Source organism: Rhodococcus sp. AG1013, assembly GCF_003350365.1.
Classification (GTDB): Bacteria; Actinomycetota; Actinomycetes; order Mycobacteriales; family Mycobacteriaceae; genus Prescottella.
On record NZ_QQAT01000007.1, the window covers coordinates 12,553 to 36,140 of the forward strand.

General features: G+C 69.1%; 20 protein-coding genes. 9 read left to right on the forward strand and 11 right to left on the reverse strand.

The annotated features are described in order from the left end of the window. Positions 1-2 precede the first annotated feature (2 nt). Positions 3-1,160 (reverse strand): septum site-determining protein Ssd, encoded by a 1,158-nt coding sequence (gene ssd / locus DEU38_RS10990; RefSeq protein WP_114721049.1) that lies wholly within the window; start codon positions 1,158-1,160, stop codon positions 3-5. 556 nt (positions 1,161-1,716) lie between these two features. Between ssd and DEU38_RS11000 the strand changes: the two genes are divergently transcribed. Further along, entirely contained in the window at positions 1,717-2,535 is an 819-nt protein-coding gene (locus tag DEU38_RS11000) for an HAD-IB family hydrolase (protein WP_114721374.1), read from the forward strand. A gap of 405 nt (positions 2,536-2,940) precedes the next feature. Here the strand turns inward: DEU38_RS11000 and DEU38_RS11005 are convergent, their stop codons facing one another. The 5 genes from DEU38_RS11005 to DEU38_RS11025 are packed head-to-tail and all read right to left on the reverse strand — an operon-like array spanning position 2,941 to position 8,780. Next, positions 2,941-3,690 carry an oxidoreductase gene (locus tag DEU38_RS11005; protein ID WP_114721054.1) on the reverse strand — a complete coding sequence of 250 codons (750 nt, stop codon included), beginning with the start codon at positions 3,688-3,690 and terminating at the stop codon, positions 2,941-2,943. Between the two features lie 23 nt (positions 3,691-3,713). Next, positions 3,714-5,372, reverse strand: coding sequence for an ABC transporter ATP-binding protein (locus tag DEU38_RS11010; protein WP_114721057.1), 1,659 nt, complete (start codon positions 5,370-5,372; stop codon positions 3,714-3,716). Further along, positions 5,369-6,238, reverse strand: coding sequence for an ABC transporter permease (locus DEU38_RS11015; RefSeq protein WP_397484594.1), 870 nt, complete (start codon positions 6,236-6,238; stop codon positions 5,369-5,371). Before DEU38_RS11015 ends, DEU38_RS11010 begins: the two co-directional genes overlap by 4 nt. Beyond that, positions 6,231-7,157, reverse strand: a complete 927-nt coding sequence (locus DEU38_RS11020; protein ID WP_114721060.1) for an ABC transporter permease — start codon at positions 7,155-7,157, stop codon at positions 6,231-6,233. The genes DEU38_RS11015 and DEU38_RS11020 overlap by 8 nt, the downstream gene beginning before the upstream one ends. Positions 7,158-7,160: 3 nt before the next feature. After that, entirely contained in the window at positions 7,161-8,780 is a 1,620-nt protein-coding gene (locus tag DEU38_RS11025; RefSeq protein ID WP_114721063.1) for an ABC transporter substrate-binding protein, read from the reverse strand. Between the two features lie 346 nt (positions 8,781-9,126). Here DEU38_RS11025 and acs point away from each other — a divergent pair, with 346 nt between their 5' ends. From acs to DEU38_RS11040, 3 genes are all read left to right on the forward strand, one after another. After that, positions 9,127-11,055 carry an acetate--CoA ligase gene (acs, locus tag DEU38_RS11030; protein WP_114721066.1) on the forward strand — a complete coding sequence of 643 codons (1,929 nt, stop codon included), beginning with the start codon at positions 9,127-9,129 and terminating at the stop codon, positions 11,053-11,055. A 376-nt stretch (positions 11,056-11,431) separates the two neighbouring features. Further along, complete coding sequence (locus DEU38_RS11035; protein WP_114721069.1) at positions 11,432-13,762, forward strand: LuxR C-terminal-related transcriptional regulator; 2,331 nt, start codon at positions 11,432-11,434, stop codon at positions 13,760-13,762. A gap of 129 nt (positions 13,763-13,891) precedes the next feature. Continuing rightward, positions 13,892-14,257 carry a Zn-ribbon domain-containing OB-fold protein gene (locus DEU38_RS11040; RefSeq protein ID WP_114721071.1) on the forward strand — a complete coding sequence of 122 codons (366 nt, stop codon included), beginning with the start codon at positions 13,892-13,894 and terminating at the stop codon, positions 14,255-14,257. A 97-nt stretch (positions 14,258-14,354) separates the two neighbouring features. Here DEU38_RS11040 and DEU38_RS11045 read toward each other — a convergent pair whose 3' ends face one another. After that, positions 14,355-15,686 carry an MFS transporter gene (locus DEU38_RS11045; protein ID WP_114721378.1) on the reverse strand — a complete coding sequence of 444 codons (1,332 nt, stop codon included), beginning with the start codon at positions 15,684-15,686 and terminating at the stop codon, positions 14,355-14,357. Positions 15,687-16,007: 321 nt separating this feature from the next. Between DEU38_RS11045 and nhaA the strand changes: the two genes are divergently transcribed. Genes nhaA through DEU38_RS11060 form a run of 3 tightly spaced genes read left to right on the forward strand, consistent with a single transcriptional unit; the run spans position 16,008 to position 18,754 of the window. Beyond that, the gene (nhaA, locus tag DEU38_RS11050; protein ID WP_114721073.1) at positions 16,008-17,216 is read left to right on the forward strand and encodes a Na+/H+ antiporter NhaA; all 1,209 of its coding nucleotides are present in this window, start codon (positions 16,008-16,010) and stop codon (positions 17,214-17,216) included. A gap of 58 nt (positions 17,217-17,274) precedes the next feature. Continuing rightward, on the forward strand, positions 17,275-17,799 hold the full coding sequence (locus tag DEU38_RS11055) for a phage holin family protein (protein ID WP_114721075.1): 525 nt from the start codon (positions 17,275-17,277) through the stop codon (positions 17,797-17,799). A gap of 19 nt (positions 17,800-17,818) precedes the next feature. Next, positions 17,819-18,754: an alpha/beta fold hydrolase gene (locus DEU38_RS11060; RefSeq protein ID WP_114721077.1), complete on the forward strand. Its 936-nt coding sequence runs from the start codon at positions 17,819-17,821 to the stop codon at positions 18,752-18,754. A gap of 26 nt (positions 18,755-18,780) precedes the next feature. Here DEU38_RS11060 and marP read toward each other — a convergent pair whose 3' ends face one another. Genes marP through nth form a run of 4 tightly spaced genes read right to left on the reverse strand, consistent with a single transcriptional unit; the run spans position 18,781 to position 22,086 of the window. Further along, the gene (gene marP / locus DEU38_RS11065; protein ID WP_114721079.1) at positions 18,781-19,971 is read right to left on the reverse strand and encodes an acid resistance serine protease MarP; all 1,191 of its coding nucleotides are present in this window, start codon (positions 19,969-19,971) and stop codon (positions 18,781-18,783) included. Then, positions 19,968-20,735, reverse strand: a complete 768-nt coding sequence (locus DEU38_RS11070) for a CoA pyrophosphatase (RefSeq protein ID WP_114721081.1) — start codon at positions 20,733-20,735, stop codon at positions 19,968-19,970. The genes marP and DEU38_RS11070 overlap by 4 nt, the downstream gene beginning before the upstream one ends. Further along, positions 20,732-21,400 carry a TlpA disulfide reductase family protein gene (locus DEU38_RS11075; RefSeq protein ID WP_114721083.1) on the reverse strand — a complete coding sequence of 223 codons (669 nt, stop codon included), beginning with the start codon at positions 21,398-21,400 and terminating at the stop codon, positions 20,732-20,734. Before DEU38_RS11075 ends, DEU38_RS11070 begins: the two co-directional genes overlap by 4 nt. A 5-nt stretch (positions 21,401-21,405) precedes the next feature. Continuing rightward, complete coding sequence (gene nth / locus DEU38_RS11080; protein ID WP_114721380.1) at positions 21,406-22,086, reverse strand: endonuclease III; 681 nt, start codon at positions 22,084-22,086, stop codon at positions 21,406-21,408. A gap of 175 nt (positions 22,087-22,261) precedes the next feature. Here nth and DEU38_RS11085 point away from each other — a divergent pair, with 175 nt between their 5' ends. Continuing rightward, the gene (locus DEU38_RS11085; protein ID WP_114721085.1) at positions 22,262-22,543 is read left to right on the forward strand and encodes a hypothetical protein; all 282 of its coding nucleotides are present in this window, start codon (positions 22,262-22,264) and stop codon (positions 22,541-22,543) included. A gap of 213 nt (positions 22,544-22,756) precedes the next feature. Beyond that, positions 22,757-23,431: a Crp/Fnr family transcriptional regulator gene (locus DEU38_RS11090; protein ID WP_005515884.1), complete on the forward strand. Its 675-nt coding sequence runs from the start codon at positions 22,757-22,759 to the stop codon at positions 23,429-23,431. Positions 23,432-23,588: the final 157 nt, after the last annotated feature.

Here is a 23,588-nt window from a genome sequence, read left to right on the forward strand (position 1 = left end):
GTTCACGCGGACCACCGCACCGGCCGGGCGCCGAGCAGGTCGAGTACCGCGCGCGCCCCCGCGCCCAGCGGAGACCGGGAGCCGAGGTCGAGTCCGCCCCGTTCGAGCATCGCATCGAGGTGTGACTCCGGTCGCATCGCGGCGATCAACGGCACCCCGAGCGTCTCGGAGAGGTCGGCGCCGCGCAGTCCGCCCGGAGCAGGACCCCGAACAACGATGCCCTGATTGGGGTTTCGCTCGGCGATCCGTGCGAGGACCCGTTCGGCCGCCAGACCCGCCCGCACCGTGGCCGGCACCACGACCACGACGATGTCGGCGATGTCGAGCAGACTGTCGCTGGCCGCCGACGCCTGCCGAGGGATGTCGCACACCACCAGTTCGCCGGCCCGGCGGCCGGCTTCCGCAACTGCCGTCACCGCGGCCGGCGTGGGCCCAGCGACGTGGGCGCGGCCGCGGTCGCACGCGAGCACACCGACGCCGGGACGGGGCGACGGCAGCGCCGCGTGCAGGGCCTCGGCCGAGACCTGCCCGCCCTCGACGGTCAGGCCCGACCACCGCGGCCCCGGCGCGTTCTCGAGACCCAGGAGCAGGTCCACTCCCCCGCCCATCGGGTCGGCGTCCAGCAGGATCGTCGACGAGGTCGACGATGCGGTGGTCCTTCCGGGCCCGTGCCGCTGTGTCCGCCGGGGAGCCCGGGACCCGACCGATTCGACCGCGACGGCTGCCGCGAGCGTCGAGGCGCCGGCGCCACCGCAGCCGCCGATCACCGCGACGACGGTGCCGTCGCCCTGCCGTCCAGCACCCCGATCGCCGAACACCGTCACGAGCGCGGCCTCGTCTTCGGGGACGCCGAGGACACTCTCGGCACCGACCGCCGTGGCCGCCTGCCAGTCGGGCAGCGTGGGTGGACCGTCGCAGACGAGCAGCACCCGGTCGCGGCGCGGGAGTCGCGCCGCGCACTCCCGCGCCGCGGTCGTGTCCACCACCACCAGGTCCGCCTGCTCCCACGCTCGCCGTCCGGGCAGCCCCGACATCGAGTCAAACGTTTGATCGGTGGCGGCCGCGACCGAGCGCAGGGTCTGCACCACGGCGCGAGCACTCACCAACGCGAGCACTCCGGGCCGCCCGGAGGCAGACGGCGCGCGGGAATCGATGTCCATGACAGCAAGCCTGCGCACCACCGACCCGACAGAAAAGCAGGTTTCGGGGAATGTGCACAGAATCGGGGGCTGTGGATGAATTCTGGTACAGACGTACGATTTTTTGATCGGCACGGATGAGGCCGAATTACCGCGCCCGGCAGCGGATTGCCGCCCGCGGCCGCACGCCGGGAACCCGGGAATCCCGACGGAACGCTGCGAAAATGCCCCGGATAACGCCGGACGGAAACCTTGGTGAACCACAGGATCTGGAACCGCGGACGGACGGCGAGCGCGCGTCATCACCGCGAGTTCGAACCGGGAAAGGAGAAGTTAGGGGACGACCCCCGCCAGGGGGGGAGGAGGCGGGGGTCGTCAGAGTTCAGCCCCGGGGGGTCGGGCTGAACACGCCTGGATCGCGTCCAGGTAGAAGCAATAATACACCCAGATCCAGGTTTATTTGCAAGTTCATCAATTCGCAGGCCCGCCCGGAACGTCCGATTAGACCTCACCGCCCGCCCCGCCACATCCCGTGTCGTCGATCGCGGCGCGCAGCCCCTCGCCTATCCTCGGTCAGGTGAACGCCTCCCCGAGCGAACTCACCGAACGCGGCCGCGTGGCCGCGTTCTTCGATCTGGACAAGACCGTGATCGCCAAATCGAGCGCACTGGCGTTCAGCAAGCCGTTCTTCGCGCAGGGGCTCATCACCCGCCGCTCGGTGTTGCAGAGCAGCTACGCGCAGTTCCTCTTCCTCCTCTCCGGCGCCGACCACGACCAGATGGAGCGGATGCGTACGCATCTGACGAATATGACGGCCGGCTGGGACGTCGAGCAGATCCGCGGCATCGTCGCCGAGACGTTGCACGACATCGTCGATCCGTTGATCTACGCCGAGGCGGCCGATCTCATCGCGGACCACAAGCTCCGCGGCCACGACATCGTGATCGTGTCGGCGTCGGGCGAGGAGGTGGTGGCGCCCATCGCCGAGGCCCTGGGCGCCACGCACAGCACCGCGACCCGCATGGTGGTCGAGGACGGCCGGTACACCGGCGAGCTCGAGTTCTACTGCTACGGCGACGGCAAGGTCGAGGCGATGCACGCGCTCGCCGACCGGCACGGCTACGACCTGTCGCGGTGCTACGCGTACTCGGATTCGGTGACGGACATACCCATGCTGCAGGCCGTCGGCCACCCGACCGCGGTCAATCCGGACCGGGCTCTGCGAAAAGCAGCCGCCGAAAGCGCTTGGCCCGTATTGTCTTTCTCCAATCCGGTTTCGCTGCGCGCCCGGCTCCAGTCGCCGTCACGCACCACCGTAGCGGCGGCCGCGGCGGTGCTCTCGAGCGCCGCCGTCGCGGGCGTGTTCACCTACAGCATGCGACGCCGGAAGCGATGAACGCGCATCTGCCACAAAGGAAAATTGCCACTTGAAGTGGGTCGGAGCACGGGGTACAAAGGAGTTACGGAAGGCCGACAGGCCAGGACCGATCCGGAAGAGAAGGATCGATCCCCCAAACGGACTTCCCAGCACGGACACCAGGCACCCACGCGAAGCAGCAAGCCACTATAAGGGCAGAAGCGTTGTGGGCCTGCGTGACTCGGATGACTGACGGTGAGGACTCCGCACTGGTTGCGGGGACGACCCGGCACCGCCCGAGCCCACGCCGAGGCCGTTGACACACAACCCACATTTGCACGCTTGGTAACCCGGCAGTCCGTGCTAGCGGGTGGCGGCACCGATCATCGTCGGTGACACCACCCGCTTCGCATGTGCGGGCACGATCCCGCGCCCGATCACACCTCAGCCGGCGGCGGCCTCCGCGATCGACATCGCCTCCCGCGCTCCGGCCTCGAGCGCGCCGCAGCACAGGATCACCCAGCTGCCCACGCCCTCCGGCGTGCCCGACGCGAATCCGGTGATGCCGTCCCGGTACGCCGGAGCCCGCCGCATCCAACTCACCTCCGGCACACCCAGATTGTGCGGGTCCAGTCCGGTTGAGATGGCCACCAGTCGAGAGGCAGCGCGGGCGACGATGCCGTCAGCGACCCCGAACGGTCGGAGTGCGGCCAACTCGCCGTGGACGACGGCCGCGAGCACCGGCGCCGGAACCCGGGTGCCCCCGGTGATCAGCTGGGCCAGCATGTCCAGCCGCTCCCCCACTCCCGGATCGCTGCGCGGGCGTCCCAGCGCTTCCGGATCGTCGACGAGGTCCGCGGCCGCGAGCAGGTGCAGGCGGGCCAGGGCCTGTAGCGGGGCGCGCTGCCAGGTGGGGAGGATGACCGTCAGCGAATCCCCGTCCAGGGCCTGCGCGACGCGCAACGCACCGGACAGCACGGGATCGCCGACGGTCCCGGGGAGGGGCAGCTCGGTCGACCCGCCGTCGATCGACGCGGACGCGCGGGCGGCGCGGACGGACGCCTCGGTGGCGGTCTGCGGCCAACCTCGGCGGTTCGTCTTGTGCCGATGCACCTCGCCGAGCGCGTCGCGCGCGCGGTCCGCTGCCTCGCGCACACCGGGCAGGTCCAACAGCGGCTGCAGGGGATCAGTCACGGGATCACTCACGGTTGCAGACGCTACCCCGCCGCCCCGCCCGCCCCTCCGCGGTCCGGTCGCGGCCGCCGGCCGCTGGGGATCGCGTCGAGCAGCCGCCGGGTGTACTCGTGGCCGGGGCGCTCGAACACCTCCTCGGTCGGCGCGGACTCGACCACCCGACCGTCGTGCATCACCACCACCCGGTCGGCGATCCGGCGTACGACGGCCAGATCGTGACTGATGAACACGTACGTCAGACCCAGCTCGCGCTGCAGCTCGTCGAGCAGCCGCAGGATCTGGTCCTGGACCACGACGTCGAGCGCCGACACCGCCTCGTCACACACCACCAGATCCGGCCCGAGCGCCAGCGCCCGCGCGATCGCGACCCGCTGGCGTTGACCGCCGGACAGCTCGGCGGGGAAGCGTCGCATCATCTCCGCCGGCAACGCGACCCGATCCAGGAGTTCACGCACCCGGTCGACTCGGTCGCCGCGCCCACCGATCCGATGCACCCGCAACGGCTCCTCGACGATGCGCAACACCGAGTACGTGGGATCCAGGCTGCCGTACGGATCCTGGAACACCGGCTGGACCCGACGTCGGAAGTCCTTCTCCCGGTGCTCCGGTGCCGCGATGTCCGTGCCGTCGAACACGACCGAACCGGCGTCGGGTGTCAGGAGTCCGAGGACCATGCGCGCGACCGTCGACTTACCGGATCCGGACTCGCCGACGATCGCGGTCGTGGTGCCCCGCTCGACGGCGAACGAGACGTCGTCGACGGCGGTGACGACGCCGCCGTCCATGTGACGGCCGCGTCGCGCGCCGCGATGCCGGAACACCTTGCGGAGGCCGGCGACGACGAGCAGCGGTGCGGCACTCGGCGCCGGCGGACGAGGCCGCACCGACCCCGCCGACAACGACGGCGCCGCGGCCACGAGCCGGCGCGTGTACGGATGCTCCGGGTCCTGCAGAATCCGTTCGGCCGGACCGGATTCGACGACCGACCCCGCGCGCATCACCACCACGTGCTCGGCACGCTCGGCGGCGACACCCAGGTCGTGTGTGATGAGCAGCACCGCCGTGCCGAGTTCGCCCGTCAACTCCGCGAGGTGGTCGAGGACGCGCTGCTGCACCGTCACGTCCAACGCCGAGGTCGGCTCGTCGGCGATCAGCAGGCGCGGACGCGCCGCGAGGCCGATCGCGATCAACACCCGCTGACGCATACCGCCCGAGAACTCGTGCGGATACTGCCCGGCCCGCGCCTCGGCGTCGTCCAGGCCCGCCTCCCCGAGCAGTTCGGCCGCCCGCCGGCGCCCGCTTCGTCCCTTTGCAATCCCGTTGGCGGCCAGCGTCTCCCGTACCTGGAATCCGATGGTCCACACCGGATCGAGGTTGGTGGCCGGGTCCTGCGGCACGAATCCGATCCCGTTCCCGCGCACGCGCACGAACTCGCGCTTCGACGCCCGGGCCAGATCCACGCCGTCGAACAGGATCCGGCCCCCGGTCACCCGCCCCGAGCCGGGCAGCAGATTGATGATCGAGTGCGCGAGCGTGGACTTGCCGGAACCGGATTCGCCGACGACAGCCACCGTCTGGCCCGGATGCACCGTCAGGTCGACGCCACGCACCGCGTGCACCGCGCCCGCACCCGACCCGAAGGTCACCGCGAGGCCCTCGACCGCGAGCACCGGATCGGTCATCGTCGCCTCGCCGTGGTCGGGTCCAGGGCGTCCCGCAGCGCGTCCCCCAGCAGCACGAACCCCAGCACGGTGACGGCCAGGGCTCCGGCCGGATAGAACAGGATGGGCGAGCCCCGCCGCAGCGTCACCTGCGCGGTACTGATGTCGCCGCCCCACGACACGGTGCTGGGCGGCAACCCGATCCCGAGGAACGACAGCGTCGCCTCCGCAACGATGAACGTGCCCAGCGACATCGTGGCCACGACGATGATCGGGGCGAGCGCGTTGGGCAGCACGTGGCGCAGCAGGATCCCCGGACGAGTCATTCCCACCGCCCGCGCCGCGAGGACGTAGTCGTGCGATTTCGCCGAAATGACCGCTCCACGAGCAATTCTCGCCATCTGCGGCCACCCGAAGAGCGCCAGCACCGCAACCACCGTCCAGATGGTGCGGTCGGCGAACAACTGCATCAGCACGATCGCCGCGAGGATCAGCGGGATCCCGAAGAAGATGTCGGCGACGCGCGACAGCAGCGAATCGGCCCAGCCGCCGTAGTAGCCGGCCAACGCACCGAACAGCACACCGGTCACCGTCACCGCGACCGTGACGCACACGCCCACCGTCACCGACGGCCGCGCGCCGTACACCGTCCGCGCGTACACGTCACAACCCTGACGATCGAACCCGAACCAGTGCCCGGCGCGCGGCGGTGCGAGGCTGTCCGCGATCGTGCAGTAGTGCGGATCGACGTCCGTGAACACCGACGGGAACAGCGCCACCGCCGCCACGACGAACAGGATCAGGCACGCGACGAAGAACATCGGCCGCCGCCGCAGTCGCTGCCAGGCCGATGCCCACATGCCGCCGCCCCCGGACGGATCAGACATAGCGAATCCTGGGATCCAGCACCGCGTACAACAGATCGACGAGCAGGTTCGCCACCAGGTACACGACCACCAGCACGCTCACGAACGACACGACCGTCGGCGCCTCACCGCGGATGACGGCCTGGTAGATCGTGCCGCCGACGCCGTTGATGTTGAAGATGCCCTCCGTGACGACGGCACCGCCGATCAGCGCCGCGAGGTCCACGCCGAGGAACGTGACCACCGGGATCAGCGAGTTGCGCAGCACGTGGACCCACACGACCCGCGGCCGGGACAGCCCCTTCGCGGTCGCGGTCCGCACGTAGTCGGCCGTGAGGGTGACGGCGACCGATGTGCGCGTGAGCCGCAGGACGTACGCGAACGACACCGACGCGAGCACACACGCGGGCAGCAACAGTCGCGCGACGCTGGTGTCGGCGCCCACCGTGGGCGGGGCCAGGCCCCAACGGATTCCGATGAAGAACTGGGCGAGGAACCCGATCACGAACACGGGGACCGCGATGAGTACCAGACTCAGGATCAGCACCGTGCTGTCGAACAGGCCGCCCTGCCGCAGGCCCGCGAGCAGTCCGGCCCCCACGCCGAGCACCGTCTCGATCGCCACCGCCATCACCGCAAGCTTCAGGGTGATCGGAAATGCCTGTGCCAGAACTTCACTGACCGGACGCCCGGAGTACGACGTCCCGAAGTCCAAGGTGAGGATGCCCTTCAGGTATTCCAGGTACTGCACCAGGAACGGCTGGTCCAGGTGGTACCGCGCGCGCAGCTGCTCGGTGACCGCCGGCGTGAGCGCCCGGTCACCCGCCAGCGCGGCGACCGGATCCCCGGGCAGCAGGAACACCAGCGCATAGATGAGGAACGTGGCCCCGAGGAACACCGGGATCATCTGCAGGACACGGCGGCCGGTGTATCGCAGCATGGGTCACTTCTTCTCGACCAGGTAGTAGAGCGGCACACCGTCCCATCCGATCCGGACGTTGGTCACGTACTCGGACCACCCGCCGGACGCGTTGCGGTTCCAGTTGGGCACGGCAGGCAGGTCCCGCAGCAGGATCTCCTGGGCGCGGTCGATCAACTGCTGCGCCTCGACCGGATCGGTCGCGCCCGCCGACGCGCGCAGCAGGGCGTCGAACTCCGGGTCGGAGTACTCGCCGTCGTTGGAACTGCCTCCCGTCTGATAGTTCTGCGCCAGGAACCCGTACTGCTGCGGGTAGTCGGCCTGCCAACCGGACCGGAACGCCGTCCGGATCGTGTGCTCGGTGGCCTCGGTCCGCAACTGCGCGAACGTCGGATACGGCGCACCCCGGGCGTCGATGCCGAGGGTGTTGCGAATGCTGTTGCAGACGGCGTCCACCCAGTCCTGGTGTCCGCCGTCGGAGTTGTAGGCGATCGCGAACGTCCCACTCCACGGTGCGATCGCGTCGGCGTGCGCCCACAGTTGTCGGGCGCGGTCGGGCGCGAAGTCGAGGTTGCTGACTCCCACCAGGTCGGGGGTCCAGCCGGGCACGGCGGGGCTGGTGAAGTCCCGTGCCGGTGTCCGGGTGCCAGCGAACAGCCGGTCGGTGATCTGTTGTCGGTCGATCGCCTGCGAGATGGCCTGCCGGCGCAGCCTGCCCTCCTCGCCGCTGAAGCGCGGCAGGCGTTCCGGGATCGTGAAGGTCTCGATCGTCGCGGACGGCTGGTTGACGGTGCGCCCCGGCAGATCGTCCTGGAACGTGTCGAGTGCACTCGACGGCACCCCGTCCAGGACGTCCAGGTTGTTCGACAACAGATCGGTGTACGCGGTGTCGAGATTGCTGTAGAGCACGAAGCTCACGCCCTCGTTGCGGGCGGAACGATTGCCGCGATAGTCCGGGTTGGACAGCAGATCGATGCGCACATTGTGTTGCCACGCATCGTCGTTGGCGAGCCGATACGGGCCGTTTCCGATCGGATGTTGCCCGAACGCGGCCATGTCGGCGTACGCGGCCCGCGGCAGGGGGTAGTACGCCGCGAACCCGAGCCGCATCGGGAACGCCGCCTCCGGCTGCTTCAGCGTGATCGTCAACGTGCGGTCGTCGACCACCCGAAGCCCGGACATCGTCATCGCCGTGGGATTCGCGACCGCGACGTCGTCGTAGCCCTGGATCGGGTCGAAGAACGACGACTGCAACTGTGCGTTGGTGGACAGGGCGCCATAGTTCCACGCGTCGACGAACGACCGCGCCGTGACGGCGGTGCCGTCGGTGAACGTCCACCCGTCCTCGATCGTCACGGTGTAGTTCTGCCCGTCCGCCGTCTCGATCGACTGCGCCACCTCGTTCTCGACCCCGCCGTCGGCGGTGTACGAGACCAGGCCCGCGAACAGCGCGTCGAGGACCCGACCACCGGTGTTCTCACTCGTGTCCGTCGGGATCAGCGGGTTCTGCGGTTCGCCGCTCCACGCGTAGACGATGCCCGTGCCCGAACCCACCCCGCCGGTGCACGCCGCGAGCAGCGACGCGGCCAGTGCCACCACCAGCGCCGACACCGCGGCGCGTGCGATCCGTCGTCGAACAGCCACTGCCCACCTCCCGAAGTGCTCGGTTGGTGGTTGCGACGATAGACAGCCTTCGATCGCGGCCGCCGGGGTCCGGTGGCCCCCGGTCGGATCGGCACCGTTTCGAAGCCCGATCGCAACGTCGTACCGAGCCGCGTCGCCGAATCCGCGGCGAGATGTCCGGGTGCAAACCGTGCGCGCGAACCATCCGTCGCAGAGAATCGACCGGTAGTCGCAGGCAGCGACCGCTCCGCGGGAGGCGACCCTGCGACGCCGGTCACGTGTGACTACCCTCACACGTGCGAGAACCGTCGCAGTGACATTTCCCGAGGCTCCGCCCGAGGACTCGACCGAAAGAAGGCAAGCCGAGATGACGAGCAGTGCTACCGACGCCCACGAGGTCTACCCGCCCAGCGCAGAGTTCACGGCCGCCGCGAATGCCGGCCCCGAACTGCAGGCCGCGGCCGATCGGGATCGGCTCGCCTTCTGGGACACCCAGGCACGCCGGCTGGACTGGGCGACGCCGTGGACCGAGGTCCTGGACTGGTCCGACGCCCCCGTCGCCAAGTGGTTCGTCGGCGGCGAGCTGAACGTCGCCTACAACTGTGTCGATCGGCACGTCCTCGCCGGCAACGGCGACCGCGTCGCGATCCACTTCGAGGGTGAGCCCGGCGACAGCCGCGACATCACCTACAACGACCTGCTCGCCGAAGTCAGCCGCGCAGCAAACGCTTTCACCGAGCTGGGTCTCGTCGCGGGTGACCGGGTTGCGATCTACATGCCGATGATCCCCGAGGCGATCGTGACGATGCTCGCGTGCGCCCGCCTGGGCCTGACCCACTCGGTGGTGTTCGCCGGATTCTCGGCAACCGCGCTGCGTTCACGCATCGACGACGCTGCCGCCAAGCTCGTCGTCACCGTGGACGGACAGTGGCGTCGCGGCCAGGCCGCCCCGCTCAAGCCGGCCGTCGACGAGGCCGTCGCTGGCGCCGAGTCCGTGCAGAACGTGTTGGTGGTCAAGCGAACCGGTGCCGACGTCGACATCACCGACGGCCGGGACCTGTGGTGGCACGACACCGTCGAGAAGGCGTCCGACAAGCACGAGGCGCAGGCCTTCGACGCCGAGCATCCGCTGTTCATCCTCTACACGTCCGGCACCACGGGTAAGCCCAAGGGCATCATCCACACCTCCGGCGGCTACCTGACGCAGGCGTCGTACACGCACCACAACGTGTTCGACCACAAGGCCGGTGAGGACGTCTACTGGTGCACCGCCGACATCGGCTGGGTCACCGGACACAGCTACATCGTCTACGGGCCGCTGAGCAACGGCGTCACGCAGGTGGTCTACGAGGGCACCCCCAACTCCCCCGACGAGCACCGCCACTTCCAGATCATCGAGAAGTACGGCGTCTCCATCTACTACACCGCGCCGACGCTGGTGCGCACGTTCATGAAGTGGGGCCGCGAGATCCCCGACGCGCACGACCTGTCGTCGATCCGGCTGCTCGGTTCGGTGGGCGAGCCCATCAACCCGGAGGCATGGCGCTGGTTCCGCGACGTCATCGGCGGCGGCACCGCGCCGATCGTCGACACGTGGTGGCAGACCGAGACCGGCGCGATCATGATCTCGCCGCTGCCCGGCATCACCGCCACCAAGCCCGGTTCCGCGATGGCCCCGCTGCCCGGTATCTCCGCGAAGATCGTCGACGACGAAGCCCGTGAACTCGGCGCCGGCGGCAGCGGCTACCTGGTCCTCGACGAGCCGTGGCCGTCGATGCTGCGCGGCATCTGGGGCGACATGGACCGCTACCGCGACACCTACTGGTCCCGCTACGCCGAGGAAGGCTGGTACTTCGCCGGCGACGGCGCCAAGTACGACGAGGACGGCGCCCTGTGGGTGCTCGGCCGCGTCGACGACGTCATGAACGTCTCCGGCCACCGCATCTCCACCTCCGAGGTCGAATCCGCACTCGTCGGACACCACGCCATCGCCGAGGCCGCCGTCGTCGGCGCCGCCGACGAGACCACCGGCCAGGGCATCGTCGCGTACGTCATCCTCCGCGAAGGCATGGAAAATACTGGCGAACAACTCATTTCGGAACTACGCGCGCAGGTCTCCACCGAGATCAGCCCCATCGCCAAGCCGCGGCAGATCACCGTCGTGCCCGAACTGCCCAAGACCCGCTCCGGCAAGATCATGCGCCGCCTCCTGCGCGACATCGCAGAAGGACGCGACCTCGGCGACACCTCCACCCTCGTCGACCCCAAGGTGTTCGACGCGATCCGCGGCCAGTAGTCCGGCGTCCTGCCGGGCGTCCTCTCCGGTCCCGACCGGACCGGAGTGGACGCCGCTCGAGGATGTCAGATCGAGTCGAGTTCGGGGGCCGCCCCGGATGACGTCGACCCTGGTGGCGGTCAGGTCTCCGACTGGGGATCCACTGGCTCACCGACCTGATCGCGGGCGCACTACTCGCCGCCATCTTCGTGACGATCGGTTCCGCTGCGCTGCAGAGATCGACGACGTCTCCCATCGCGGCGGGCGGATCGACGCCGGCCACGCAGCCAAACCTCACCAGTACGACAGATCACCAGGTCACAGCACCGGTGCAGCGCACAGGCGTAGCGTGACCGCAGGGGCCCGAGAGCGCAGGGTCCCGGAGACGAGGGTCACGATGGCGCCCGCGATGCGGGGCAGGATCGGAAACCTGCCCCTCGATCTGACCAGTTTCGTCGGACGTCGCCACGAGGTGACCGAGGCGAGACGACTCCTCTCTGCCTCCCGTCTCGTGACGCTCACGGGCATCGGCGGAGTGGGCAAGACACGACTCGCGCTCCGGGTCGCCGCCGACTCCAGGCGCGCCTTCGACGACGGTGTGTGGCTGGTCGAATTCGGTGAGCGGCGCGACCCGCAGCTGGCAGCCGAGGCAGTGGCGGCGACGCTCGGCCTGCGGGAGCAGTCGGCGGTCCCCACCACGCAGATCCTCACCGATTACCTGGCCTCCCGGAACAAGCTGCTCGTACTCGACAACTGCGAGCACCTGATCGATGCCGTCGCGAAACTCGCCGAGGCCTTGCTGCGGGCGTGTCCCGAACTGCGCATCCTGGCGACGAGCCGGGAGCCGCTCGCGATCGGCGGGGAAACCGTGTTCCGCGTCCCCCCGATGAGCTTCCCCGTCCCGGACGGATCGACGCCGACGCGGGCGTTGGCACAGTACGAGGCGGTGAACCTGTTCGTGGAGCGGGCCGCCGCCGCGGTTCCCGGATTCGAACTCACCGAGGACAACCGCGACACGATCCTCGCGATCTGCTCCGAGCTCGACGGGCTTCCCCTGCCCATCGAACTCGCGGCGGCCCGACTGCGGGCCATGTCGGTCAACCAGGTCCTCGAGCGGCTGACCGATCGGTTCCGCCTGCTCACCGGAGGCAGCCGAGCCGCGCCCGACCGTCAGCAGACCCTGCGCATGAGTATCGACTGGAGCCACGACTTGTGCACCCCCACCGAGCAGGGGCTGTGGCGGCGGCTGTCGATCTTCCCGCGCGGATTCGAACTCGATGCGGCCGAGGCGATCGCGGCCGGCGACCTCACCGCGCACGATCTGCTCGACATCGTCGCCTCCCTCGTCGACAAGTCCATCCTGATCCGCGAGGAATACGACACCGTCGTGCGATACCGGTTGCTCGAGACGCTGCGCGACTACGGCCTCGAGCGCCTGCACGCGGCCGGCGAGCACGACGCGCTGCGCCGCCGGCACCGGGACTGGTACCAGGCGTTGACGCGACAGTGCGAGGACGAGTGGATCGGCCCGAACCAGCCCGCGTGGGTCGCACGACTCCAGCGCGAACGGTCCAACCTGCGCGATGCGCTCGAGTACTGCATGACCGAGCCCGGCGAGGCCGAGAACGGCCTCCGCATCGCGAACGTGCTCTACATCTTCTGGATCTCCCGCGGCCTCCTCAACGAGGGCCGTCTCTGGCTCGGCCGGGCCCTGGCGGCGCAGGCCGGCGATCCGACGCCCGAACGGGAGAAGGCGTTGGCCGCGGCAGCGCTCCTCGCCGCGAACCAGGGCGACGTCGCAGCGGGGGAAGCCCTGGTCGCCGAGGCATCCGACGTCGCCGCCCGGATCGGGGATCGCGAGACCGACGTCGACGTCATCCATGCTGCCGGACACCTGCAGATCTACGCCGGCGACCCGTCCGAAGCGATCCGGCTGCTCCGCAGCATCCTCGACACCGTCCGCGCCGGCCGGAATCGGCTCCGGCACGTCACCACCGTGCTCGGCCTGGCAACGGCGACCGCGGTACTCCGCGAGCGCGAGGAGACCGCCCGGTACACCGCCGAGGTCCTCGACATCACCAGCGCCCACGGAGAATCGATCTATCGCTCGTACGCCCTGAGCATGCAGGGACTCGCGCTGTGGCACGACGCTCCGGAGGAGGCGCGTCCCCTGTTCGAGCAGGCGGTGAAGCTGAGTGGCGATGTCGACGACCTGCTGGGGACCGCGGTCTGTGTGGAAGCGCTCGCCTGGACGGCCACGGCGACGCACGACTTCCCGCGGGGCGCGACCCTGCTCGGTGCCGCCGACACCCTGTGGTCCGCGGCCGGAAACCCGGGTGTCGTCATCCCGGCGCTGCGGTACAGCCGCGAGGAGGCCCGTGGCCTGTGTCAGCGCGCTCTCGGTGACCGCGCATTCGACGCGGCCGTCCGCCAGGGATCAGGGTTCACGCGGGACGAGATCGTCGTATTCGCGGCCGAGGGAGAGCTCCCCCGTCAGGGCTCCGCCGAGCGCGCCGCCACCGATCTGACGCCACGCGAACAGGAGGTTGCCGAACTGGTGGCGCAGGGCCTGACCAACAGGGCCATCGCCGAGCAGTTGGTGATCTCGCAGCGCACCGTCCACGGCCACGTCGAGCACGTGCTCGCGAAGCTCGGGTTCAATTCGCGCACCCAGATCGCCGCCTGGGTCGTCGAACAGGGGAAACAGGTCGAAGACGACGCCGTGTGACACGGGCCCGGGCACCTACCCGATCGGGAAATAGGTATGTCCCCCGGCAGTTCTACCGTCGTGCTCTTGCGTCGCAGTTGGAACTGTGGGAGTCGGACATCCCAAGCTTCACGAAGTCGAGGTATCCCGATGCAGAACCAACCTCCCCGCACCACCACCGTGGACCGTTTCACGATCGGCCGCTGCGACGACTGCGGCTCACTCCTGGCCCCGGAGGCGTCGACGTGCTCGTCGTGCCGCGGCACCGAGATCAGCCGGACGCCGTCGGAGGGCACCGGGTCGATCGTCGCCTGGACCGTCCTCGAGGTCTCCCCCAGCCGGACGTACACCGATGTCATCCCGTACACGATGGCGATCGTCGCACTCGACGAAGGACCGTGGACCTACGCCTGGATCGACGGTGCTCCGATGGAGGGCGCCGAGCGTCCCCGCGTCCGCTACTCCCGCATGATGTCCGGCGAGCCCTACCCGCTGTTCGTCCAGCAGACGTGCTGATCTGCCTCGGCCGAGCCGGCAGAGGCAGGAACCTCGACAAAGAACGAAGGAGGGTGTGACCGCGACGGTCACACCCTCCTTCGTATCCCGGCCGGGATCAGATCTCGTCGAGCGACTCGTCCTTGGTCTCGCGCATCACCAGCAGCGCGACGAACGTGAGCGCCGACGCGATCAGCAGGTAGATACCCACCCAGCCGACGCCGTAGCTCGTGGCCAGCCAGGTCGCGATGAACGGGGCCACCGCGGCGCCCAGGATGCTCGCGGTGTTGTACGCGATGCCGGAGCCCGTGTACCGGACATTGGTCGGGAACAACTCCGGCAGGACCGCACTCATCGGGCCGAACGTCAGGCCCATCAACACCATGCCGATGATCAGGAAGACCAGCATCCGGGCATCGGTCATGCCCTCGGTCCCGAGGAGGAGACCGAACGTCAGACCGAAGACCATCATGGCGGCGGTGATGACCAGCAGCGTGATGCGGCGCCCGTAGCGGTCGGCGAGCCAACCGGCGAGCGGGATCGTGGCCGCGAAGAACAGCACCGCCACCAACTGCAGAACCAGGAAGTCGCGGTACTGGAATCCGGCACCGTACCCGCCGTCAGCGGCGGTCTTGCCGGTCCCGTAGCTGAGCACCCACGTGGTCATGATGTAGAAGAGCGTGTACGTCGCGAGCATCACGAACGTGCCGATGATCAGCTGACGCCAGCTGGTCTTGAAGACCTCCTTGAGCGGGGTCTTGACCTTCTCGCCGTTGGCGACGGCCCGGGCGAACACCGGCGTCTCCTCGAGCTTGAGGCGCACGTACAGACCGATCATCACCATCAGCGCGCTCAACAGGAACGGAATTCGCCAGCCCCACGACAGGAATGCGCTGTCGAGGTCGGGATCGGAGCTGCTGGTGTAGCCGAGAGTGAGCGTGATCAGCAGGAACAGGCCGTTGGCGAAGAAGAACCCGATCGGTGCGCCCAACTGCGGCCACATCGCGGCCCACGCCCGCTTGCCGCTCTTCGCGGTCTCCGTCGCCAGCAGTGCCGCGCCGGACCACTCACCGCCGAGGCCGAGACCCTGGCAGAAACGCATCAGGGCCAGCAGCGCCGGCGCCCAAAGCCCCACCGCGTGATAGGTGGGCAGCAGGCCGATCAGGAACGTCGCGATGCCCATCGTGAGCAGCGATCCGACGAGCGTGGCCTTGCGACCGATGCGGTCACCGAAGTGACCGAACAGGATGGAACCGAGCGGCCGGGCGACGAACGCCAGACCGAACGTCGCGAACGACGCCAGCAGCGCGGTGGTGTCGTTGCCCTTGGGGAAGAACAGGTGCGGGAAGACCGATACCGCGGCCGTCGCATAGATGTAGAAGTCGTAGAACTCGATCGAGGTTCCGACCATGCTCGCGACGACGATGCGGCTGCGCGGGACGCCGCCCACCGTCGACGCGTCCGCCGGGGCGCCGGCCGTCGATAACTCGTCCTGTCCGCGCTCGGCGGACTCGACATCCTTGCTCACGTGACAATCTCCTGCACAAACATCTCGATGGCTCCCCCGCCCGTGAGCTGGTTCCCAAAGTTCCACTGAATGGAAATCGATCCCAAACCTTAGGAATTGAACACGGCGCGCACACGAAGTCGCAACCGACGGTTACCGACTGAACGGTTGCAAAGAACCCGTTAAGATCTAGGAGGAGTGCCGGGAAGTCTGGTCGGCGACAGCTTTGTCGTACCCGACGTAACCCCAGGTGAGAGGCTTTCCTTGATTTCTGCCGCACGCTCCGAACTCGCCCGCTACCTCCGCACCGAAACGGTGGGCGGGTCCATCCTGCTGATCGCCGCCGCTCTGGCCGTGCTGTGGGCAAACTCTCCCTTCGCCGACGCTTACACGTCACTGCGGGACTGGCAGATCGGCCCCGCCGCCATCCACCTGAACCTCAGCCTCGGCACCTGGGCACAGGACGGTCTGCTCGCGATCTTCTTCTTCGTCGCTGGTCTCGAGCTCAAACGCGAGCTCGTGGTCGGCGAACTGGCCGACCGGAAGAAGGCGCTGCTGCCGATCATCGCCGCGTGCGGCGGCGTCGTGGTGCCGGCGATCATCGCGGCCGTCGTCGGCGCCGGCGCCCCAGGCATGGACCGCGGCTGGGCGATCCCGGTCGCCACCGACATCGCCTTCGCGCTCGGTGTGCTCGCGCTGACCGGCTCGCGGATCCCGGCGAGCGCCCGCGTGTTCCTGCTCAGCCTCGCGGTGGTCGACGACCTGCTCGCGATCGTGCTGATCGCGGTGCTGTTCACCAGTTCCATCGCGATGCTGTGGATCCTGACGGCGATCGTGTGCCTCGTCGTCTACTGGTACGCACAGAAGCGCCGCATCACGACACCCCTGCTGTACGTCCCGCTGGCCCTGCTGACCTGGTACAGCGTCCACGAGGCGGGGATCCACGCAACACTGGCCGGCGTCGCGCTAGGCCTGCTCACCCGGGTCCGGACCGATCCGGGCGAGCAGTACGCCCCCGCGACCCGGCTCGAACACCGGCTGCAGCCGTACTCCGCGGCGATCTGCGTGCCCCTGTTCGCCCTGTTCGCATCCGGCGTCCCGATCAACGGCCAGGTCCTCGGGCAGCTGTTCACCGATCGCATCGGCCTGGCAATCATCCTCGGACTCCTGGTCGGCAAGACCGTCGGAATCTTCGGTATCTCGTGGCTCGCGATCCGTCTGGGCATCGCGACCAAGCCCCGACTCCTGGGCATGCGCGATATGTTCGCCCTGTCGGTGCTCGGCGCGATCGGGTTCACCGTTAGCCTTCTGGTGGCCGATCTTGCTCTGGCGGGTATCGGCGACGGCAGCGAAGCGGACATCGCGAAGGCCGCGGTGCTCGTGACGTCGTTGGCTGCGTCACTGCTCGGATCGGCGCTACTGTTGCGACGCGGACGGGTCCATCAGGCCCGCGCCGCTACCGAGGGCTCGTGAGTGACCGCTCGCGGGTCGCAGTAACCAGCGCGTCAGAACAACCTGGAGGGGTCGAGAAGTGAGCGTCACCAACGGCAACGGAGTCACGGGAGACGGCGGCCGGTTCACCGGCGACGGCGTCCCGACCACGGTTTCCTCGATTCCCCTCACCGACCTCCACAACCCGGAGACCGCGTCGATCGGCACCCTGGTGCGCGACGCGACCGCCCAGGTGTCGACGCTGTTCCGCGCCGAGGTCGAGCTGGCGAAGTCCGAGGTCACCAGCGAGGTCAAGAAGGGGCTGCAGGGCAGCCTGTTCTTCATCCTGGCGCTGGCCGTGCTGGTGTTCAGCGCGTTCTTCTTCTTTTTCTTCCTCGCGGAGCTGCTCAGCGTGTGGCTCGATCGCTGGGCGTCGTTCCTGATCGTCTTCGTGCTGATGCTGGTCGTCACCGGCATACTCGCGCTGCTCGGCTACATGCGGGTCCGCAAGGTGCGCGCGCCGAACAAGACGATCGACTCCCTCAAGCAGGCCGCGACGGTGCTGCCGGGCCAGCGCCCGGAGACCGCGTCCCCGCTGGGTACCGGAACGGGCACCGCCGGCTGATCCGGCGGTGGTCGAATCAGTGACACAGCCCGACCCGTCCACGGTCCGTTTCGACGGACCGTGGACGCATCGTGACATCCATGCGAACGGCATCCGCATGCACACCGCGGAGACCGGCCCCGCACGCCCCGACGCGCCGCTCGTCGTCCTCCTGCACGGCTTCGCAGACTTCTGGTGGACGTGGCGCCACCAGCTGCCCGCACTCGCGGACGCCGGTTTCCGCACCGTCGCGGTCGACCTGCGCGGCTACGGCGACACCGACACCCCGCCCCGCGGCTACGACGGCTGGACGCTCGCCGGTGACATCGCGGGACTGATCCGGGCGATGGGCCACACCGACGCCACCCTCATCGGCCACGCCGACGGCGGACTTGTCTGCTGGGCGACCACACTGCTGCACCCGCGGCTCGTGCGGTCGATCGGTCTGATCAGCTCGCCGCACCCGATCGCGCTCAAGCAGTCCGTTCTGAAGGACCGCCGACAGCGGTCCGCGCTGCTGCCGACGTTCCTCGATTACCAGGTGCCGTGGCGGCCGGAGCGACGACTGGTCTGCGACGACGGCGCCGAGGTAGAACGCCTCCTGCGCGCCCGATCCGGTCCGGCGTGGCCGCAGTCGGAGCAGTTCGCCGACGTGGCGAACCGGCTCCGGTCGGCGATCCAGATTCCCCGGGTCGCGCACTCGGCGCTGGAGTACCAGCGGTGGGCGTTCCGCAGCCAGTTCCGCCCGGACGGCCACCGCTTCATGACGGCGATGGACAAGCAGGTTCAGATCCCGGTCCTGCAGATCCACGGCACGCTGGACCGCTACGTCCTTGCGAGGACCGTCGAGCAGTCCACCGCGCACGCGCCGGGACAGCAACTGCACCGGATCGCGGGCGCCGGCCACTTCGCACACCAGGAGTCCCCCGACGAGGTCACCGCGGAACTGACGCGGTTCGCGCTCGCCTCACGCTGAGCCCGGGCGGCACAGGCCACCCGGACTCAGACGATGCACACCCCGGTCCCGACCGTTTCCGTGGACTGGCCGGCCAGGTCGAGCTGGCGGGAGACCTCATCGGCGGTGAGCACGAACCCGGTGTCGCTGTCGTCGACGGCGGCACCGAACACCACACCCAGGACCTGCCCCTTCTCGTCGACCAGCGGGCCACCCGAGTTGCCCTGACGGATCGACCCGCGCACGGTGTAGACCTCACGCTCGACCGTGCCGGACCGGTAGATGTCCGGGCCGCGCAGGTCCAGAACCTCACGGATGCGTGCAGCGCTGGCGGTGTAGGGCCCACCGCCCGGGTAGCCGAGGACGATGGCACTGTCACCGGTCCGCGCCTGCTCGGGGGCGAAGGTGAGTGGCGTGGCCCGCAGCCCCGGCACGTCGAGCACGGCGACGTCCACGGCCGGATCGAACACCACGACGCGGGCGTCGAGCGGCCCGTCGGCGGTGTCGACGGTGACCGCCGACGTCCCGGCGACGACGTGGGCGTTGGTCATGACGCGCTCAGGTCCCACCACGAATCCGGAGCCTTCGAGCGCCTTCTGGCAACTCGGTGCGACGCCGCGAATCCGCAGGACACTCGACTGCAGCCGCTGCGCCACCGGGCTCGCGAGCACGCTCGGGTCCGGCGGTTCGACGTTCGTGATCGGCGTGCGGCCGAACGGACCGATGACGTCCGGAAGTCCGGAGGTGTCGAGCAGTGCCGAGAACTCGCTGGGCACCTGGCGTAGCCAGTCGGGGGCGACGTCGTCGACGGCGGTGAGCACCTTGGATCCGCGGACCGCGCCGGCCACATTGGCCTGGGTCGACGAGGTGAGCGGGATCGCGAGCAGCCAGGCGGCAACCAGCACCGCGGTCAACTGCAGTCCTGCGCCGACGAAACTGTCCACTGACCGAGCCACCGGGCTGTGCATGCCGCTGCGGGCCGCCCGCCCCAGCACCATGCCCGCGACCTCGCCGATCACGACCAGCGCGACGATCAGCGCGATGCCGGCGAGGACCCGCATCCGGCCCTCGTCCACGTGGACCAGGACGTGCGGTGCGATCAGGATGCCGGCGACGGCACCGAGCACGACCCCGAGGAACGCGAGCGCCGACGCGACCGCACCCTGCCGCCACCCCGACGACGCCGCGAGCAGCGCCACCAGGATCACGGCCAGATCGATCCAACCCGATCCGCTCAACGCTCCCCCATTCCTCGACCCGGACGCAGGTGTCCGGGTTCGGTGTTCTCCAGTCCGCTGTCCACCTGGGTGAGCGTGGCATCGAGGTCTCGGATGTCGCGGTGGTCCCATTCGAGTTCCCAGCCGGACACGGCCAGGAGCCCGGCGAGCACGCCCGCGGTGAATCCCCACACGAGCATTCCGTCCACCTCGAACGCGGGGCCCTGGTAGCCGGCGCGGTGCCGGACCTGGAACCGGTTGTCCGGGTCGATCAGCTCCCGCAGCGGGACCCGCACCACCCGCTCGGCCTCGGCGGGGTCCACGACGCCGACCGGGCTGGGGTCGCGCCAGTACGCGAGCACGGGAGTGACGTCGAACCCGGACGGCGGGATGAAGATCTCGGGCAGCGTCGCGAGCGGTTGGACGCCGCTGCGCACCAGGCCGGTCTCTTCCTCCGCCTCCCGGAGCGCGGTGTCGACGGGACCGTCGTCCTCCGGGTCGGCTGCACCGCCGGGGAATGCGACCTGCCCGCTGTGCTGCCGCATCGTCGATGCGCGCTGGGTGAGCAGGACGTCGGCGTCGGCGGGCAGCCCGCCGATGGCGAGCGGATCGGACTCGTGCGAGCCGCCGAACAGCACCAGTACCGCGGCGGGCCGCACCCTGGCGCCCGTCGGGGACCGTCGGTTCAGCACCGGGTTGACGCGGTTGGGGTCGGCGGGGAGGGTGCTCGTCACCGCGCGCAGCCATTCGGGTGCCCCGCCGGGCTGCGGGTAGTAGAGGCTCATGCGGCGACGCCGAGATACTGCTGGACGACGTCGGCGATCTCGTCGACGCTCCGGAACGGCTGCGGCAGGATCTTCGCGACGGTGCCGTCCGGACGGATCAGCACGGACACCGGCAGCACGGCGGGCGACCCGACGGCCGCCTGCACCCGCACCGCACCGTCCTGGACGCCGGGCAGGTGCACGTCGTACTCGGCGAGTCGGGCGAGCGCGTTGGCCTCGTTGGAATCGGTGTGCACCGTCAGAACGGTAACCGCGGCGCCCGCACGGTCCGCATATTGCTGGAGATACGGCAGTTCCTCCCGGCACGGCCCGCACCAGTAGGCCCAGATGTTCAGCAACACCGGCTTGCCCGCGAGCGCGCCACCGAGGTCGACTCGGGTGCCGTCGCCGAGGCACTCGAGCGTGATGCCCGTCAACACGGAACCGTCGGGTGCGGGGCCGGTGGCCACGGGGCACGGTGCGAGTGCGGCCTCAGCCCGCAGCGGGGCCAGGGCCTCGGGCGAGTCCGAAGCCCGACGCTCCTGCTGCGACGTCGAGCGGCCCGCACCGGGGTAGTCCCCGACCTCCTGTTCGTCGCTGCCGCCGCGCGGCCAGATCGCCACGACGAGCGCCGCCACCACCACGAGCGCGGCCAGGCTCCACCGCGCGGCATTCGAGATCCGCATACCGCTCACATGCCTGCCAGTTCGAGAAGGTGCTCGGTCTCCGGGCCCTTCACGAGCGCGGCCGCCGCAACCGGATCCGTGGGCCCGGCACCGAAGGACGGGCAGTCCTTCGCGAGCACGCACACACCGCACGCGGGCTTGCGCGAATGACAGACCCGGCGACCGTGGAAGATCACCCGGTGCGACAGGTCGGTCCACTCCTTGCGTTCGATGAGTGCCCCGACCGCGTGCTCGACCTTGACCGGGTCGGTCTCCTCGGTCCACTTCCAGCGCCGGACGAGCCGCCCGAAGTGCGTATCGACTGTGATTCCGGGCACGCCGAACGCGTTCCCGAGGACGACGTTCGCCGTCTTGCGACCGATCCCGGGCAGCGCCACGAGGTCCTTCAACTTGCCGGGCACCTCGCCGTCGTAGCGCTCGAGCAGAGCCTGCCCGAGGCCGATGATCGAGTTCGCCTTGTTGCGATAGAAACCGGTCGACCGGATGTACTCCTCGAGCTCGGTCCGGTCGGCCTCCGCGTAGGCGCGGGCGTCCGGGTAGCGCGCGAACAATGCCGGAGTGACCTGGTTGACGCGCACATCGGTGCACTGGGCCGACAGGATCGTCGCGACCGTGAGCTCGAGCGGCGTCGTGAAGTCGAGCTCGCAGTAGACGTGCGGAAACGCCACCTTCAGGCGGCGGTTCATCCGCCGTGCCCGGCGCACGAGCGCGAGCCGGGACTCGCCTGTCGCGGCGGCACCCGCACCCTGGTTCGGGTCGTCTCCTGAGGTCGCATGCACCTCGACAACTCTACGGACCCGGCGTCCGATCGGATTCCGGACTGTGTCGATTCTGAGACCTTCGCAGTGTTTACTTCCCGGTATGCAAGGTCTGGCTGTGGTGCTGTTCCCGGTGCTGCTCATGTTGTTCGCGCTGGCGATGGAGCGTGTCGAGTTCCGACTTCGGCGTCTCACCGTCCGCGAGCAGGAGGTCGAGGAGTTCCTCGACCAGGCCAGCCAGGACGAGGTGGCGACCCTGGCCAACGAGGGATTCCCCCACGCGCTGGCCCGTTTCCACCGTCGCCGGAAGAAGGGTGGTCAGACCGAGATCGCCGACGACACGGACGACCTGGAAAACCCCGAGAGCACCCGCCGCGCCAGCTGATCCCGCGCGCCGGCCGGCCGATTCGATCGGCCTCGAGTGTCTTCCTCGAACAGTCCGGGGAGGGATTTTCGCAAAGTTGTAGAACTCTACGTGGTGTCCGTGACTCGTCCCACAGCGATGCCAAGTAGACTTTCTTCTCGTACTCGTTGCATGAGACCTCAGTCGACGTGCAGCAACTTGCATTGATGAACAGATTTTTCCAAAGGAGCGCACGTGGACGAGGTCCTGGCCAGAGCCGGCATCTTCCAAGGAGTCGAGCCCTCGGCGGTGGCTGCGCTGGTCAAGCAGCTTCAGCCCGTCGATTTCCCGCGCGGGCACGTCATCTTCAACGAGGGTGAGCCCGGCGATCGTCTGTACATCATCGTCTCCGGCAAGGTGAAGCTCGGCCGCCGTTCGCCGGACGGCCGCGAGAACCTGCTGACGATCATGGGTCCGTCGGACATGTTCGGCGAGCTGTCGATCTTCGACCCGGGTCCGCGTACGTCGACCGCGACCACGGTCACCGAGGTTCGCGCCGTGAGCATGGACCGCGACGCTCTGAAGTCGTGGATCGACCAGCGCCCGGAGATCGCGGAGCAGCTGCTGCGTGTTCTCGCGCGTCGCCTGCGCCGGACCAACAACAACCTCGCGGACCTGATCTTCACCGACGTCCCGGGTCGTGTCGCCAAGGCACTGCTGCAGCTCGCGCAGCGCTTCGGCACCCAGGAGGCCGGCTCGCTCCGCGTGACGCACGACCTCACGCAGGAAGAGATCGCCCAGCTCGTCGGCGCCTCCCGCGAAACCGTGAACAAGGCCCTGGCCGACTTCGCGCACCGCGGCTGGCTGCGGCTCGAGGGCAAGAGCGTCCTGATCTCCGACTCGGAGCGTCTGGCGCGCCGCGCTCGCTGATCGCGCGAGCGACCGGCATCGAACGACCCGAAGCCGCCCGTCCCCATTCGGGGCCGGGCGGCTTCGTCGTTTCTGTGGTCGAGTAGCCATAGCTGCACGGTCATACCTCTGCCCGGATTTCGCATTCGACAGGCATTCGCTTCGCCCCAGAGGATGG

Excerpts from the sequence above, each read along its gene's own strand:
- DEU38_RS11070 (WP_114721081.1), bottom strand. The coding sequence starts at position 20,735 with ATGAGCCTCTACTACCCGCAGCCCGGCGGGGCACCCGAATGGCTGCGC.
- DEU38_RS11015 (WP_397484594.1), bottom strand. The coding sequence starts at position 6,238 with ATGTCTGATCCGTCCGGGGGCGGCGGCATGTGGGCATCGGCCTGGCAG.
- DEU38_RS11040 (WP_114721071.1), top strand. The coding sequence starts at position 13,892 with ATGCAGAACCAACCTCCCCGCACCACCACCGTGGACCGTTTCACGATC.
- nth (WP_114721380.1), bottom strand. The coding sequence starts at position 22,086 with ATGAACCGCCGCCTGAAGGTGGCGTTTCCGCACGTCTACTGCGAGCTC.
- DEU38_RS11035 (WP_114721069.1), top strand. The coding sequence starts at position 11,432 with ATGGCGCCCGCGATGCGGGGCAGGATCGGAAACCTGCCCCTCGATCTG.
- DEU38_RS11085 (WP_114721085.1), top strand. The coding sequence starts at position 22,262 with ATGCAAGGTCTGGCTGTGGTGCTGTTCCCGGTGCTGCTCATGTTGTTC.
- ssd (WP_114721049.1), bottom strand. The coding sequence starts at position 1,160 with ATGGACATCGATTCCCGCGCGCCGTCTGCCTCCGGGCGGCCCGGAGTG.
- DEU38_RS11010 (WP_114721057.1), bottom strand. The coding sequence starts at position 5,372 with ATGACCGATCCGGTGCTCGCGGTCGAGGGCCTCGCGGTGACCTTCGGG.
- acs (WP_114721066.1), top strand. The coding sequence starts at position 9,127 with ATGACGAGCAGTGCTACCGACGCCCACGAGGTCTACCCGCCCAGCGCA.
- DEU38_RS11020 (WP_114721060.1), bottom strand. The coding sequence starts at position 7,157 with ATGCTGCGATACACCGGCCGCCGTGTCCTGCAGATGATCCCGGTGTTC.
- DEU38_RS11075 (WP_114721083.1), bottom strand. The coding sequence starts at position 21,400 with ATGCGGATCTCGAATGCCGCGCGGTGGAGCCTGGCCGCGCTCGTGGTG.